A 15,152-nucleotide genomic window follows, 5' to 3' on the forward strand; every position below is an offset into this window, starting at 1 on the left:
ATAGAGTTAATTCTAAATCAACATATTCGTTTCTTTGCATAGCATATTTCCAGGAAGTAATTAGCAGCAAAATAGTGACAATCACTAATGAGTGGCTTGAGGTTTGACACGCAAGGCAGCGACAACACCAATAATCAATAAAACGATACCAAGCAAAACCATGGGTTCTGGCATGCGCTTGCTGAGAATGAAGGCATAGGCCAGGGCAGCCAGCGTTTCAAACACAATGAGTTGCCCGGCCAGGTTGGTAGGCAAGCGCTGGCTGGCCTGGTTCCAGCACATCGTGCCCAGCCATGATGCAAACAGACCGATGATCAGCATCAATGTGATGAAGTATTGTGGCCGGGGGCCGAATGGCATCGAAAAATCCTGGCCAGTCACACCCATGTATACCCATAGCCCCATATAACCGAGCAAAGCCAGCGGCAAGGTTGCAACGCCTTGGGCACTGGCCCAGACCCTGGGATTGCGGTCCGGGTGATGGCGCAGCCAGTCTGCATTTCTTAATGGGTACCAGGTCCAGCAAGCCACAGCAACCAGAGCAAACAGGCCGCCTATGATATAAGTCTGGATATCTTTGTTTGAAGCTGCCTGCAATGCGGCAATTTCTACGCTGTTGACGCAAGCGACACCAGCAAAAATCATCAATAGTGATGGCAACATGCGTCGCCAGGCAATGCTGCCGTCACGCTGGGCATTACGGTAATTGGCGGTAATGGCGATGACGACTGGCAGCGTACCTATCAGCATCGTAGGCAACGGTGCGCCTGAGCGTTGTATGGCACTGGCAAGACAAAGGTAATACAGAATATTGCCGACCGCTGCCAGCTTCAATGCTTCTATCCAGTCTGACTTGTTCAACAAACGCAATTGTCGCCTGTCCATCCAGGCTATAGGCAGAGTGATCAGGCCAAATGCCAGATAGCGGCCAAATGATTGCAAGGCCGCAGGATATTCAGGCAAGAGCAAAGGGCCGATGAATACCAGCCCCCACATCAAACCTGCTGCCATCGCATACAAAACACCGATACCCATGCTGTTCATCCCCTGAAAAAAATCAGCTTAAAACAATATGAGAAAGCAGTCTTGTACCAGATTGCTTTTTACGCGCTCATTTGCTGTTGATAGCGCGCCGGTGTCACGCCATAGCGTCGCACAAAGGCCTTGTTCAAATGAGATTGGTCAGTCAGGCCAGTTGCAGCAGCCACCTGGGCCGGAGGTAAGCCTTTGCCGAGCAGGCACTTGGCTTCATACAGGCGCAAGGCCATCAGCATTTGCTGAGGTGTCGCATGATATTGCGCCTTGAAGCTGCGCAAAAAATGAAAGGGACTAAGCCCGGCAACCAGCGCCAGTTGCTCAAGGCTGATGCGTTCTGCCATGCTGGCACGCATATAATCGAGCACCGTGGCAAAACGTTGTTTCGCCAGAGGTACAGGTGCTTGCGGCGCACTGGCAAAGCGCTTGAATTCAGACAGGATATCAAACAAGAGACTATCAAAACCCAGCTTGTCGGTCGCTTGCCAGATTTGCTCCAGCATGACACCCAGTTTGCGCGCACTGTTGGCATCGTGGGCAACCGCATCCCTGAACCACCAGCCACGTTCACCCGTGACTTCTGCTACCACGTCCGGGTCTATATACATCATGCGATAGCGCCAGCCGGTATCAGTCTCTGCCCTGCCAGTATGCAATTCATCCGGGTTCATCATTACAACTGAATCTTGCGGCGCCAGATGATCGCTACCCAGATAGCGAAAACGCTCTACCCCGCTGGCGATAGAACCCAGGCCAAAAGCTTCATGCGTGTGCGGTTCAAAGGCATGGGCGACGATATGGGCGCGGTAAAGCTCCACACCCGGGCGATGTTGCGCCCTTTTGAATTCGGCACGGTCGCTCACATGTTCAAAGCTTTCAGGCACCCCGGGCATGCTCAATGCGCCATGGTCGCCTTGTTGTATGCTGGTGTGAATGTTCGCTATGTCCATGAGATATTTCGTCTCTTTTTACAGTACTGACTCAACACCACGGTTAGCCAGTTGATCGGCTCTTTCGTTACCTGGGTGGCCAGTGTGGCCGCGCACCCAGCGCCAGTCGATTTCATGAATGGTGCGTGCGGCATCAAGTTGTTGCCACAGATCGACATTCTTTACAGGTGCCTTGGAGGCTGTTTTCCAGCCCTTGGCTTTCCAGCCAGTGATCCACTCAGTGATGCCCTTCAATACATACTGGCTATCGGTATGCAGGGTAATATGACAGGGCCGCTTCAACGCACCCAGAGCCTGTATCACTGCCATCAATTCCATGCGGTTATTGGTGGTTTCTTTTTCGCCGCCAAATAATTCTTTTTCTTTATTGCCAGCGATCAGCAAAGCGCCCCAGCCGCCAACGCCAGGATTACCCTTGCAGGCGCCATCTGTGTAAATTTCTATATTATCCATTTGATTCTTTTGATTTGTTTGCAACTGGCAAGGCATGTGTACTGGATACCCGCTTTTGCTTCCATGCGGGCCCTATCAAATGCATGCCTTTGACTCTTTTCACGGCCTGCAATATATACACTGCGCCAAAATAAGGCCACCAGCGTTGCCCTGCTTTTTCCATGAAGCGATAACGTTGCAACCATTTTTCCGATTTAACGGGAGGGGCATAACAACCAAAATCGCTGCTACCCACTTCCATATTCAATAACTTCAGCCAATCCTTCAAACGCGGCGGACTGATGAATTCCCCCTCTTTGGGCAGGAAATAATTTTTGCTCAAACGCCCGGTCGCCTGCCTTGCGCCCCACAGGCTGGCACGGTTAAAGCCAGTGATGATAACCCGGCCTTCTGGTATCAACACCCTTTCCACCTCGCGCAAGATCTGGTGTGGTTCCTCAGCAAATTCCAGCACGTGTGGCAAGATAATCAAATCTATGCTGTGTGCATCAAAAGGCAGCTCAGCAAAGTCATGCACGACCACAACAGGTCGCTTTTGCCCCGGCTGGTTTTCATCCGGCATACGGGAATTGGTCAGCCAGCGATGTGGCATGCGACTGGCTGCCAACGCATCAATTTGCGGCAAACCTATCTGCAAGGCATTGAAACCAAAGATATCGACCGTCAATTTATCGAGCATGGCCTGCTCCCATTGACGGATATAGCTACCCGCCGGCAGCTCTAACCATGCTCCAAGGTCTATAATGTTTTTTTCCAAAGCATCCATGCCTGATATGAAGAATTCCCTGAGTATATTGACTGTCCCCGCCTTTGACGACAATTATCTATGGATTATCCATGACGGCCAGCATGCTGCCGTGGTTGATCCTGGCGATGCCATACCAATTTTACAAGCCCTGGCACAGCATCAACTGACATTGTCCGCTATTTTACTCACTCATCACCATGCAGATCATATTGGCGGTGTGCCACGCTTGCTGGAACATGCAGCTGTGCCCGTATTTGGCCCCACCAATGACAAGATCGCTGTAGTCACGCAAAAGCTGCAACAAGATGATGTAGTAAGCGTGCCCGGCATCAATCTGGAGCTCAAAGTTCTTGATGTGCCCGGGCATACGCTAGGCCATATTGCCTATTTCGCACCTGAACAACATTGGCTGTTTTGTGGTGACACCCTGTTTGCAGGTGGCTGTGGTCGTTTGTTTGAAGGCACGCCTGCACAAATGCTGCATTCGCTGGACCAGTTGGCTACCCTGCCCGATGATACGGCAGTATATTGCGCCCATGAATACACGCTATCCAATCTGCGCTTTGCCAAAGAGGTAGAGCCTGGCAACCAGGATTTGCTGGAGCGTATCAAACGCGAACAAGCCAGACGTGAACAAGGCATACCTACGGTGCCTACCCAGATAGGACTGGAAAAGCAGACCAATCCATTCTTGCGTAGCCGCGAAAGCACAGTCATCAGCCGCCTTTTGGAAAGCGGTAAAATCCCCGCCACACAAAACGATGTCAGCCATTTCGCTGCCTTGCGTGAATGGAAAAACCGCTTTTAAGTACGTTTTCAGGTACGCTTTCAAAAACATATTGCAATGCATTCAACAGAAATAAATACGACTCACGCAGCAAAAACTTTGGCCCTGTTTTGCAAGGTCGTCGATAATTTCGGCGATATAGGGATTTGCTGGCGCATGGCCAGGCAATTACAGCAAGAACATGGCATCGCCGTCACGCTATGGGTGGATGATTTGCGCAGCTTCCAGCGCATCTGCCCGCCAGTGAATATTGATGCCGAAGTGCAGGAAATTGCGGGCGTTACCGTCAGACACTGGCGCGATCAGCAAGGCACATTTACGGTTGCTGACATTGCCGATATCGTCATAGAGTTTTTTGCCTGCGATATCCCGCCAGGCTATATTCAGACAATGGCACAGTGTGAGCCACGCCCGGTCTGGCTCAATCTTGAAGGCTTGACGGCAGAGGAATGGGTGGAAGGCTGCCATACCCTGCCCTCGCCCCATCCTTCCTTGTCATTGATCAAGCATTTCTTTTTTCCCGGCTTCAACAAGAAAACCGGTGGCCTGTTGCGCGAAGCCAGCCTGGACCATGAAAGAGCTGCATTTCAAGCTGACACTCAGGCTGTTGCTGCCTTCTTGCTGCAATTGGGGCTGACTGAAACTGAGATCAATAGCACAAAAGTATCACTGTTTTGCTACCCACATGCACCTGTGGCTGATTTGCTCAAGATATGGCAAAAGGCTGACCAGGCCATGACTTGCCTCGTGCCTGAAGGTGTGGCAAGTGAAGCAATAACAGCTTTTCTGGGGCAAGCATCCAAAGCCGGTGTCAGTGGCAGTCAAGGTGCATTGACTGTGCGTGTCCTGCCATTTATCCCCCAGGCAGATTACGACAAATTGCTATGGGCCTGCGATATCAACTTTGTCCGTGGCGAAGATTCATTCGTGCGGGCGCAGTGGGCCAATAAACCCTTCATCTGGCATATCTACCCTCAAGATGAAAATCTGCATCATGTGAAATTGAATGCATTTTTAAAAACCACTACATCTGCGACAGCAAGCCTGGTTGCCTTGTCACATGCTTGGAATGGCGTCAGCCATCCGCCACTGGACTGGGTAGAAATATGGCAGGGCTTTCAAGCCGACCTCCCTGAAATTGCACAGCTTTCTGGCAAATGGCAGGAAAAAATGCGCGAAAATGGGGATATGACGGGCAATTTATTGAAGTTCGTCAATACAGTTCGGGTAGCAAGCCAAAAAGATGCAGTATAATGTTGGGTTAATTTTTAACCTGTTTTAAATCTCAATCAAACGTGGGCTTGCGGTGATTTTTTGCCAGTAGGCAACAGATGATTTTTATGCAACCTACTTTTTACGTATACTCGCTATGAAATTTGCAAAAGAAATTCGTGTTGGCAACATCATTATGGTCGATAGCAAACCAATGATCGTTTTGCGCTCTGACGTCAACGGCTCCAGCCGCACAGGCTTCACTTACAAGTGGAAAATGAAAAGCTTGTTGACCAACAGCCCACAAGAAAACGTCTTCCGTGGCGACGACAAGTTTGACGTAGTTGTATTGGACAAAAAACCAGTTACTTATTCTTACTTCGCTGACCCACTGTTCGTATTCATGGATCAAGAATACAACCAGTATGAAATCGAAGCAGAAAACATGGGTGAATCCCTGAATTACCTGAAAGATGGCATGGAATGCGAAGCAGTATTCTATGACGGCAAAGCAATCTCTGTAGAATTGCCAACTACTATCGTTCGCCAGATCATTTACTCTGAGCCAGCAGTTAAAGGCAATACTTCAGGCAACGTACTGAAAGAAGCCAAGATCGAAAATGCAATCGAAGCAAATTGCCATATCGTTCAAGTGCCACTGTTCGTCAGCCAGGACGACATGATCGAAATCGATACACGCACTAATGAATACAAAAAAGTCGTACGTAACTAAGCAATAAGACGTAAAGACTTTGCGAAAAACGCCGCTGATACAGCGGCGTTTTTTTTCGTCCGGCAATTTACATGAGAGCAGCGCTCACCTCTCCATCATAGGCTGACAGAGACAAGATGGTCTTTTTATCAACCATCATAAGCCTGAAAAACAAGGTCATAATTTAGTCATTTGACAATATTCGGCAACATCATTAACATTCAAAATCTTTTTACTATCATTCGCTTAAACTATTGTCGAATATGGTATAAATAGCAAAGAATAAATTCCCATCCACCAGCGCCTGGAAGACGCTCACTAAAAATATCACCGTGAAAAAAATAAACACCTTGTTTGGAATTTTCTTTGCCTCCGGTTTTGCGGCACTGGCTTACCAGATCTATTTTGCAAAGAAGCTTGCCCTGGTATTTGGCAGCCAGTCCAGCGCCACTTACACTGTGCTGGCGATTTACATGGCTGGTATGGCAATCGGCGCTGCAATAGGTGCAGGCGTGGCAAAACGCACACGCTTCCCGGTGCGCATGTATGCCATGGCAGAGCTGGCCATTGCCCTCTACTGTCTGTGTACGCCGTTTATATTTTCATTCGCGCACGATATCTATTTAATGATTGCAGTCGGCTACAGGCCCGATTCTGGCTCTCTCGTCATTTATCAGGTCTTGCTGGGTGCCCTTGTGCTGCTCTTCCCCACCATACTCATGGGCCTGACCTTTCCGCTGCTGGTACGTGCCGTTGCGGATAGCAAATCCTGCATGGCTTCTATTTCATGGTTTTACTCTGCCAATACTTTTGGTGCGGCATCTGGTGCCTTATTGTCGGGCTATCTGATCATTCCTGCGCTGGGTATGAATGGCACGCTGTGGCTGTCCTCAGCAATCGATATCATGGTGGCGCTGCTGGCATTCTTGCTGGTCAGCGAAACAAAAACAGCAGACAACTTGCCAGCACATGAGCAAGGCAAAACTGATCTGCTGGCGCAAGGCTCTTATCGCTTTGGCCTGTTCGTCCTGCTTATCGTCGGCGCACTGACCATGATGATGGAAGTCTCGACCATACACTTGCTGGCGGTGGTCATAGGCAATAGCACTTATGCTTTTTCCCTGATGCTGACGTGCTTTCTGGCTGGCCTGGCCCTCGGTGGCAAATATGCAGGCAAGGCAAGCAAGCGCTCCACCAGTGAGCAATTAAATGACGCCTTGTTCTTGCTGACCTGCACGATCTTGTGCTCCACTTTTTTGTGGCATCTTTCTTCTTTGTATTTCTATGGTCTGGCAAAAAGCACGGTCCCCTATTCTTTCTGGTTCAGGGAATTTTTGCGCGCCATTCCTGCAGTCATCATTGCCCTGCCACCAGCATTTGCAATTGGTGCTCTCTATCCTGTCAGCATGACGATCGCTTCCAAAGGCCAGCATGACGGCATAGGCTTCCCTTCTGCCATCAATACCCTGGGCAATATCGCTGGCGTGTTACTGGCTGGATTTTTGCTCCTGCCAGCTATCGGCGGCTTCTATACCAGTTTATTGTGCGGTGTGGTGGCCTTCACCCTGCTATTGATAGCGACCTGGAAATCGCGCGACAAATCTGCGCCCGCCCTGCAACAATATGGCAGCGCTATTGCCGCCACGATCTTGCTCATTGCCTGCCCCAAGCAACTGGACCTGAACGCAATCGCCACCGGCATCAACACTTATTTCAAGCCGACTTACTATGCGGGCTGGAAAATGATAGACCATGCGGAGAGTGCGGATGGTGGCCTGACTGCGGTCATGGCGCAAACCGAACAAGGCAAGGAATTTAAAACCCTGACCACGAATGGCAAATTCCAGGGCAATAATGTCATGGAAGCCGGTAGTGAAATGCTGGCGCAGGCAGGTTTTGGGTTGATACCCATGCTGCATTTGAATAACTACGACAATGCCCTGGTCATAGGATATGGCACTGGCGTCACGGCCATGGCCATCCATGAATCGGGTTTCAAATCGATGGAAGTAGTTGATCTGAGTCGCGACCTGGTGAATATCGCCAACCGTCATTTTGCCGACGTCAATCAGAATCTCGCTGCAAAACCTGGCGTGTCATTCCTGTATACCGATGGCAGGAATCATTTGTCGCTGACCGACAAAAAATACGATCTGATTGCGATACAACTGTCATCCATCTGGTTCGCAGGTGCAGCCTCTCTGTATAACCAGGAATTTTATGCATTGGCCAAATCCAGGCTAGCCGACAAAGGCATATTGAAGCAATGGTTTCAACTGGCGCATATGTCTAAGCAAAACCTGAGAGTCATGATTGCCAGCCTGTCGCATTCATTCCGCTATGTCTGGATTTATAACGTAGGCAAGCAAGGCGCAATGATAGCCAGCAATAGTCCAGATGCTTTCCCTGATGCTGAAAAGGAAAAACATTTATTAGCGATGGCCAATAACCAGACCATGAAGACCTATATCGACCTTTACAAGAACGGCATAGCATCTGTTTCTGGCGCACAGGTGCTCAATCCTGAACAGGTCAAACAGATGCTGGCATTGAGCGAAACCACACTCTCCAATGACGACAATCTTTTGCTGGAATACAGCACGCCAAAAGGCAATGCCATGAGAGATGAAGAATTCAGGGACAACATCGATTATCTGAAAAGCTTTGCACGCAGCCCCTATGTGAATTTGAAGCAGGCAGCAACTGAGCCGGCATCGACCAGCAGATAAAGTGGCATATAAAGCGGAATATAACTCCGCATATAAAGCAGCATATAAAGCAAAACACCCCGGCAAGAAAACTTTTGCCGGGGTGTTTTATTATCTGAAGAGACTATTAAAAAGCAGGAACCACTGCACCCTTGTATTTGTCTTCAATGAATTTCTTGACTTCAGGTGAATTCAAGGCAGCCACCAGTTTTTTGAAGGCCGGGCTATTTTTATTATCTTCACGCGCCACCAGCAAATTTGCATAAGGCGAATTCGCATCTTCGATAAACAGCGAGTCTTTGACCGGATTGAGTTTTGCTTCTATCGCATAATTGGTGTTGATCAAGGCCAGATCAACCTGATTCAATACACGCGGCAAAGTTGCTGCTTCGAGTTCCTTGAATTTCAGCTTCTTAGGATTCTCAATAATATCTTTTTGCGTTGCAGAGATATTTTTTGGATCCTTCAATTTCAACAAACCCTGTTTTGCCAGCAACAGCAAGGCACGGCCAGAATTGGATGGATCATTTGGGATAGCGACAGTTGCACCATCTGGCAAGTCAGCGAGCTTTTTGTACTTGCTTGAATAGGCAGCGAAAGGTTCTACGTGCACCTTGGCGATAGGTACTTCGATATCATTCTTGTGGCTTTTCTTGAATTCGTTCAGGTAAGGTTGATGCAAGAAGAAATTACCATCCAGATGTTTTTCATTGACCTGCACTGCTGGCTGTATGTAGTCAGTAAACACTTTTACTTTCAAATCCACGCCTTCTTTGGCGAGTTGCGGTTTGATAAATTCCAGTATCTCTGCATGTGGCACGGGGCTGGCAGCGATGTTCAAGGTTTCTACTGCAAATGCAACTGGTGAAAACACGGCAGCGGCTGTCAGGCTACCTGCCAGTATCAAAGTAAAACGACGTTTCAAGTTCAAAGACATAGTGGCTCCAATTTAAAAAATAAAAACTTACTTACTTAGTTACTTACTTAGTTACTTACTTAATTACTTGCTTAATCACTTACGTGTGAATTTCAACACCAGCTTGTCGCCGACAAATTGCAGCAACTGCACTAGTACAATCAAAATAAATACCGTCACTACCATGACCTCAGTTTGAAAACGCTGGTAACCATAACGCAGCGCCAGGTCACCCAGACCACCACCACCGATCACGCCCGACATGGCTGCATACGACACCAGAGCAATCGTCGTTACTGTTGCTGCAGCCAGCAAACCCGGCAATGCCTCTGGCAACAATGCATGCCAGATAATCTGCCAGGTCCTGGCACCCATGGCCTGGCAGGCTTCAATAATTCCTTTATCTACTTCCCGCAACACGTTTTCTACCAGGCGTGCAAAAAACGGCGTTGTTCCTATTACCAGCGGCGGTATGGTTCCCGGCACCCCCAGCGATGTCCCCATCAATAACAGCGTGAAAGGGATCAATACGATCAGCAAAATAATGAAAGGTATAGAGCGCAAAATATTCACGACTACCGACAACACTGCATACAGCAGGCCCTGCTCCAGCAATTGCTTTTTACCTGTCAAAAACAGCAGCACGCCCAAGGGCAAACCCAGCACCACGGTGAACAGCAAAGAGGCACCTGTCATCGTCAAGGTATCGAGTGTCGCCAGTGCGATATCACTCCAGTCAATTTGAGAAAAGTCCATCAGTGCACCTCTGCCGCTGCGCTGATTCTTGTCACCCTGACACCAGCATTTTTCAATAAATCCTCGACAGTCGCTGACTGTTCCTGCGTACTGTGCAACTCCACCAGCAATTGCCCGTAAGGCGTATCCTTGATGCGCCCTATCACGCCTTGCAGAATGGCGATATCGACACCAGCCTGCGCCGCGATACGGGTAATGATGGGCTCATGCGTACTTGTGCCTACATAGCTCAAGCGCAGCAAGTGACGGTCAGCGTCCTGGTCGCTACGCTCCAGCACAGACAGGTCCAGTGCCTGGTTTTCTGCGACCAGGCTTTGTGTCACCGCATGCTGAGGATGCAGGAACACATCAACCACATCACCGAGCTCAACAATCTCTCCCGCATCTATCACGGCCACCTTGTCGCAGATAGTGCGTATCACCTGCATTTCATGGGTGATCAAGACGATGGTCAGGCCCAGTTTTTTATTGATATCCAATAACAGGCGCAGGATCGCTTGCGTGGTCTCAGGGTCTAATGCCGAGGTCGCCTCATCGCATAACAATAGATGTGGATAATTTGCCAGCGCCCTGGCTATGCCCACCCTCTGCTTTTGTCCACCAGACAATTGCGATGGATATTTATGACCTTGGTCTTGCAAACCTACCAGCTCAAGTAATTCGTTTACCCTTGCCTGGATTTCCTGCCTTGTATATTTGCCACTCAGCTTGAGCGGAAAGGCAATATTGTCGATGACCGTTTTTGCATGCAGCAAATTGAAATGCTGGAATACCATGCCTACACGCTGGCGCAAGGCATGCAGTTGTTGCGTGTCAAAACTGGTGATGTCCTGATCATCAATTACCACTTTGCCCGCACTGGGACGCTCCAGTAAATTCAAGGTGCGCAACAACGTGCTTTTACCTGCACCGGAACGGCCTATGATGCCAAAAACCTGACCCGTTTCTATATTGAAATTAATATTATGCAAGGCCCTTACTTCGCGGCCCTGATGGCTATAAATCTTTGCTAACTGCTCTATACGTATCACTGAATATCTGACCGGCTGTTGTTGCTGTTGGACTCAACTTTATCGAAGGCAACAAGTTTTTTCCAATCATATATATGCATTTGTATATACAACTATTCGTATAAGCAAAGTTGAAAAATGAATACGCACTATCAATTGAGCGGACTTGATTAACATTGACGCATGGCAACAAACTGCAATTTGTGGTTAAATCGCTTGTAATTTTGGTCCAGGCTCGCTATGTTGAAATGATCCTGGTTCTAGTCTTAGGAGTTAATATTATGGTCACGTCCGTTACATCTTCGAGCGCAGCGCAAGTTGCACAACAACAGCAACTCTTGCAGCAGGCTGCTGCCGGTCAGCAGAAACAAAGTGCGGAAACCATAGGCGCGGCAGCTGACCGCGACTCCGGTGCGGCTGATGCCATTGCAGATCAAAAAAGAATTACCGCCTCACAGGCCGAGCAACAGGCGCAACTGGCCAGCAAGCAAAATGTCAAGCAGCCAGAACCACCGCCGCCAGAGCAACCCAAACCAGTCGTCAATACCAGCGGGCAAGTGACTGGCACAACCATCAATACCACTGCCTGAACACCGTACCCATACAAAAAAGCCACTCCGGTTTAATCCAGAGTGGCTTTTTTTCTTACTATGATCAGCAATTAATCAGCAATCAGGCTTTGTTCACAAATAAATTAAAACTGGACCTGGCATAAACCTGTTCAGGAAAAACCTTGAGCAATTGATTGTCAGACAAACCCATATGCCGCTCACAGACCTGCGTCAATACTGAACGAAAATCGGTAGTCACAGGCACATCCCGTCCCTCATATAACTGATCATTGCCGAGGCCACGCCAGTCGCCATATACCTTGCCGCCAGCAACTTTTCCCCCAAGCACCCACATGACATTGCCATGCCCATGGTCGGTGCCGCCATTGCCATTCTGTTTGGCAGTACGACCAAACTCTGACATCACGACGATCGTGGTGTCATCAAACATGGGGCCAAGACGTCTGGCCAGATTCGCCAGACCCAGGCCCAGCGGTGACAAACGATTTGCCAACTGACCTTTACCTGCGCCCTGGTTGGCGTGGGTATCCCAGCCACCCAATGCCATGAATACCATCTGGATTTTAGGATCATTCTTGAGCAAGGTGGCAACGCGGGTACTGTCATCAGGAAAACCATTGGGCAAAGGCGCGCCGCCATCGGCAGCCTGCTGTTCTTTTTCCATGGAAGCGCCCATCATTTCCTGATGCGCTTCTTTGGCATCGCTGAAGGCTTTGGCGTATTTATCGTTGTCCTTATACATCTGTTCAAAAGCTGCACCGACCTTGGGTCGGTCCAGTACATTCGCCTTGGTACCCGCCGCACCGCTGGCGATATTACTGGCGGCAACCGTGCCTGACAAAATACGGGGCATGACCGCACCGACACTGACTGCGCGCGTTGGCGTCGTCGTACCAGGCAAATTACCAAGCAAACGGTTCATCCAGCCATCTGTCGTGCCTTTACGACCAGGCGTGCCAGACTCCAGATAATCCTGGGCATCAAAATGCGAACGGGTAAAATCCGGTGAGCCACTGGCATGCACAAAAGCCACTTTCTTTTGCTGCCAAAGATCATGCAAGTCTGCCAGTGCGGGATGCAGACCAAAATAGCCATCAAGATCTATTGCACCATCGGTCTGCCCCGGCCTTGCCAGTGCGATAGCCGGGCGCAAGCGCGCATAATTGCTGTCACCATAAGGTGCAACCACATTCAAACCATCGACTGCACCCCGCAACATGATGACGATGAGCTTGTTTTTTGTCGCGGCCTCGGTTGCTACACCATTCGCCCTGGCAGCCCATGCCGCCCGTCCCACTGGAATCAACAACCCCGCTCCTGCGGCCATGGAATATAAGAAATTTCTGCGTTTCATTTTGCTCTCTTTATCTGCAAGCTTGCTTGTTTCAATGCTGCATAAAATCCGGGCTGCCCAATATCAGTGAGGCACGCAAGGCTTCGGGATTGCCATTCACAATTTCTATACTGCGCCCGGACAAGCCTGGCCCCAGTGTCTGCAACAAGGCAGTGGCACTGACAGCAGGCATGACCGCGGGCCGGTCTGATTTTTCCTCAGCCTGTTTTGCCAACTGCTTCTTGCCCATTTTGTCGCCGTCCTCTATCTCTTTATCGAATGGCAGACGGCCAGTTGCGAGTGCGGTGGCAAAGTTGATGCGGCGACTGATGGCATCCGGATTCATCCACGCATCCTGAGTGTTTTTATAACCATCAGGTGTCTGGCTGCCGTATAAAGGCATGCCGAGTTGTGCCAGTACGCCCAACACGGGCCGGACATTTTGCACATTGACATCACTGACCCGGATGGCGGACACCACATATTGATACGGGGTTTTATATTTCACGCCCGCATTTTGGGGATCACGAAATTCGGCACTGGCAAACAGTGTCTGCAATACAGCCCGTATGTCACCACGCGTATCAAGATAACGCTTGGCCAACCGCTCGACCAAGGCGGGTGCAGGTTTGTCAGCGACAAAATACTGTGCCAGTTTGAAACTCAGGTGATGGGCAGTAGATGGATGTGTTGCCAGCACATCGAGCGCGAATTCTGCTTCTGCCTGACCACGCACAGGTATGGATTTACCCAGCCATAGCTTGCTGCCTTTATCATGCCTGTCTGCATCAAAGTAAAAGTTTTGATTACTCCTGACCATGGCACGCGGATCAAAGGTCCAGCCGGTCAGCATGCGCGCCAGTTCGGTCACGTCTTTCTGGGTATAACCACCATCCACACCCAAGGTATGCAACTCCATGACTTCACGTGCATAGTTTTCATTCAGGCCGCTGGACTTGGCTTTTTGTCCGCCGCCCTTGCCCTGCTTGCCATTGGCGTGAAAGTCTGCGGACGTGGATAGCCAGTTATCCAGATAAAACAACATGGCAGGATGCTTGGCCGTCGCACCCAGCAAATCACGGAAGTTGCCAAAGACATAGGGACGTATCGCATCGCGCTCATAGCTGGCAACGAGCGCGCGGTCCAGGCCTTTACCATTGAACACATTGAAATGATTGAACCAGAAATCCACCATCACTTCTTCCAGCTGATGCGAGCTTTCTATGGCACGGTATAGCCTGGATTCTGCGGTTTGCTCAATGATGCGGCCGACCAGTTCACGGCGTTTCTTTTGCGCAGCATCAGATTCATCACTGGTATCTTTCAAGGCTTTTTGATAATCAAACAAGACCGAGCCTGCACTCTGGCTCATGACATCAAGTGATTTCAATTTCTTTTGCAAGCCATCTGGCAAGGGCAGGAATTGCGGATTCAACTGCTGCTCGATATAGGCATCCACACCCATTTTTTTGACGCGTTCTATATCGCTAGGCCGCGGGCCATAGGCAAGACGGTTCAGTACGTGCAGGGCTTCGGCCTCAATCGAAGGGCCTGCAGCATGCACAGGAAGAGCACAGATATTTACGGTGATCAACAACACCAGCAAGCCAGGAATTTTTGTCAGGTTTTTCATCTATTTTTTATACCCGTTATTGAAACTGTTGAAGTATTTATGCAGAAGAATAATGACTTGCTTATTCATTCGTACAATGTAATCAATATAGTTTCATGCGAATAGCTTTCACAAGTAACGGCATGTAAATCAAAATAAGCAAAACTGTGGATTGTTACAGGAAAAATCCCTGTAGCCCCTCGCAGAACCTGCGCGACAACCCGATTCATTTCGCTCTTGCAGAATGTGCTTCGATTTGTAAATTTCAAAATTCGAAATTTCTAAATTTGCAAGCTGGTTTTATCAACATGTCAGAACGCATTCCATCTCACTTCATCTCATTTCAAA

Annotated in this window: 14 protein-coding genes; 5 read left to right on the forward strand and 9 right to left on the reverse strand. The window is 49.2% G+C overall.

Annotated features, from left to right (window positions below; genetic code table 11):
• Window positions 1-84 precede the first annotated feature (84 nt).
• From ACO0LL_RS08525 to ACO0LL_RS08540, 4 genes are all read right to left on the reverse strand, one after another.
• Entirely contained in the window at window positions 85-1,035 is a 951-nt protein-coding gene (locus ACO0LL_RS08525; protein ID WP_422950434.1) for a DMT family transporter, read from the reverse strand.
• Window positions 1,036-1,103: 68 nt separating this feature from the next.
• On the reverse strand, window positions 1,104-1,928 hold the full coding sequence (locus ACO0LL_RS08530) for an AraC family ligand binding domain-containing protein (RefSeq protein ID WP_422950646.1): 825 nt from the start codon (window positions 1,926-1,928) through the stop codon (window positions 1,104-1,106).
• Window positions 1,929-2,003: 75 nt separating this feature from the next.
• A complete protein-coding gene (gene rnhA / locus ACO0LL_RS08535) occupies window positions 2,004-2,438 on the reverse strand; it encodes a ribonuclease HI (RefSeq protein ID WP_110254005.1) in 435 nt (144 codons plus the stop codon).
• Window positions 2,431-3,204, reverse strand: a complete 774-nt coding sequence (locus ACO0LL_RS08540; protein ID WP_422950435.1) for a class I SAM-dependent methyltransferase — start codon at window positions 3,202-3,204, stop codon at window positions 2,431-2,433. Before ACO0LL_RS08540 ends, rnhA begins: the two co-directional genes overlap by 8 nt.
• Between ACO0LL_RS08540 and gloB the strand changes: the two genes are divergently transcribed.
• The 4 genes from gloB to ACO0LL_RS08560 all read left to right on the forward strand — a co-directional run bounded on the left by gloB (window position 3,182) and on the right by ACO0LL_RS08560 (window position 8,626).
• Entirely contained in the window at window positions 3,182-3,994 is an 813-nt protein-coding gene (gloB, locus tag ACO0LL_RS08545; RefSeq protein WP_422950436.1) for a hydroxyacylglutathione hydrolase, read from the forward strand. The two genes, ACO0LL_RS08540 and gloB, sit on opposite strands and share 23 nt — an antisense overlap.
• Before the next feature lie 36 nt (window positions 3,995-4,030).
• Window positions 4,031-5,227 (forward strand): elongation factor P maturation arginine rhamnosyltransferase EarP, encoded by a 1,197-nt coding sequence (gene earP, locus ACO0LL_RS08550; protein WP_422950437.1) that lies wholly within the window; start codon window positions 4,031-4,033, stop codon window positions 5,225-5,227.
• A 115-nt stretch (window positions 5,228-5,342) separates the two neighbouring features.
• Window positions 5,343-5,918, forward strand: a complete 576-nt coding sequence (locus ACO0LL_RS08555) for an elongation factor P (RefSeq protein ID WP_422950438.1) — start codon at window positions 5,343-5,345, stop codon at window positions 5,916-5,918.
• A 311-nt stretch (window positions 5,919-6,229) separates the two neighbouring features.
• On the forward strand, window positions 6,230-8,626 hold the full coding sequence (locus ACO0LL_RS08560; RefSeq protein WP_422950439.1) for a fused MFS/spermidine synthase: 2,397 nt from the start codon (window positions 6,230-6,232) through the stop codon (window positions 8,624-8,626).
• Between the two features lie 106 nt (window positions 8,627-8,732).
• On the opposite strand, the gene ACO0LL_RS08565 is transcribed toward ACO0LL_RS08560, so the two are convergent.
• From ACO0LL_RS08565 to ACO0LL_RS08575, 3 genes are all read right to left on the reverse strand, one after another.
• Window positions 8,733-9,542, reverse strand: coding sequence for a MetQ/NlpA family ABC transporter substrate-binding protein (locus ACO0LL_RS08565; RefSeq protein WP_422950440.1), 810 nt, complete (start codon window positions 9,540-9,542; stop codon window positions 8,733-8,735).
• Window positions 9,543-9,617: 75 nt separating this feature from the next.
• Complete coding sequence (locus ACO0LL_RS08570; protein WP_162041859.1) at window positions 9,618-10,277, reverse strand: methionine ABC transporter permease; 660 nt, start codon at window positions 10,275-10,277, stop codon at window positions 9,618-9,620.
• Window positions 10,277-11,308: a methionine ABC transporter ATP-binding protein gene (locus tag ACO0LL_RS08575; protein ID WP_422950441.1), complete on the reverse strand. Its 1,032-nt coding sequence runs from the start codon at window positions 11,306-11,308 to the stop codon at window positions 10,277-10,279. The genes ACO0LL_RS08570 and ACO0LL_RS08575 overlap by 1 nt, the downstream gene beginning before the upstream one ends.
• A 260-nt stretch (window positions 11,309-11,568) precedes the next feature.
• Between ACO0LL_RS08575 and ACO0LL_RS08580 the strand changes: the two genes are divergently transcribed.
• On the forward strand, window positions 11,569-11,877 hold the full coding sequence (locus ACO0LL_RS08580) for a hypothetical protein (protein ID WP_422950442.1): 309 nt from the start codon (window positions 11,569-11,571) through the stop codon (window positions 11,875-11,877).
• Window positions 11,878-11,959: 82 nt separating this feature from the next.
• Here the strand turns inward: ACO0LL_RS08580 and ACO0LL_RS08585 are convergent, their stop codons facing one another.
• Together ACO0LL_RS08585 and ACO0LL_RS08590 are read right to left on the reverse strand one after the other, a co-directional pair.
• Window positions 11,960-13,213, reverse strand: a complete 1,254-nt coding sequence (locus ACO0LL_RS08585) for a DUF1501 domain-containing protein (protein ID WP_422950443.1) — start codon at window positions 13,211-13,213, stop codon at window positions 11,960-11,962.
• A gap of 31 nt (window positions 13,214-13,244) precedes the next feature.
• Window positions 13,245-14,825: a DUF1800 domain-containing protein gene (locus ACO0LL_RS08590; protein ID WP_422950444.1), complete on the reverse strand. Its 1,581-nt coding sequence runs from the start codon at window positions 14,823-14,825 to the stop codon at window positions 13,245-13,247.
• Between the last annotated feature and the right edge of the window lie 327 nt (window positions 14,826-15,152).

This window comes from Undibacterium sp. TC4M20W, from assembly GCF_049340245.1.
Lineage (GTDB): Bacteria > Pseudomonadota > Gammaproteobacteria > Burkholderiales > Burkholderiaceae_D > Undibacterium.

What these genes read in the sequence shown, in the direction of transcription:
- ACO0LL_RS08590 (WP_422950444.1), bottom strand. Translation starts at nt 14,825, where the DNA reads ATGAAAAACCTGACAAAAATTCCTGGCTTGCTGGTGTTGTTGATCACC.
- ACO0LL_RS08540 (WP_422950435.1), bottom strand. Translation starts at nt 3,204, where the DNA reads ATGGATGCTTTGGAAAAAAACATTATAGACCTTGGAGCATGGTTAGAG.
- earP (WP_422950437.1), top strand. Translation starts at nt 4,031, where the DNA reads ATGCATTCAACAGAAATAAATACGACTCACGCAGCAAAAACTTTGGCC.
- gloB (WP_422950436.1), top strand. Translation starts at nt 3,182, where the DNA reads ATGTTTTTTTCCAAAGCATCCATGCCTGATATGAAGAATTCCCTGAGT.
- ACO0LL_RS08525 (WP_422950434.1), bottom strand. Translation starts at nt 1,035, where the DNA reads ATGGGTATCGGTGTTTTGTATGCGATGGCAGCAGGTTTGATGTGGGGG.
- ACO0LL_RS08585 (WP_422950443.1), bottom strand. Translation starts at nt 13,213, where the DNA reads ATGAAACGCAGAAATTTCTTATATTCCATGGCCGCAGGAGCGGGGTTG.
- rnhA (WP_110254005.1), bottom strand. Translation starts at nt 2,438, where the DNA reads ATGGATAATATAGAAATTTACACAGATGGCGCCTGCAAGGGTAATCCT.
- ACO0LL_RS08530 (WP_422950646.1), bottom strand. Translation starts at nt 1,928, where the DNA reads ATGCCCGGGGTGCCTGAAAGCTTTGAACATGTGAGCGACCGTGCCGAA.
- ACO0LL_RS08570 (WP_162041859.1), bottom strand. Translation starts at nt 10,277, where the DNA reads ATGGACTTTTCTCAAATTGACTGGAGTGATATCGCACTGGCGACACTC.
- ACO0LL_RS08555 (WP_422950438.1), top strand. Translation starts at nt 5,343, where the DNA reads ATGAAATTTGCAAAAGAAATTCGTGTTGGCAACATCATTATGGTCGAT.
- ACO0LL_RS08580 (WP_422950442.1), top strand. Translation starts at nt 11,569, where the DNA reads ATGGTCACGTCCGTTACATCTTCGAGCGCAGCGCAAGTTGCACAACAA.
- ACO0LL_RS08565 (WP_422950440.1), bottom strand. Translation starts at nt 9,542, where the DNA reads ATGTCTTTGAACTTGAAACGTCGTTTTACTTTGATACTGGCAGGTAGC.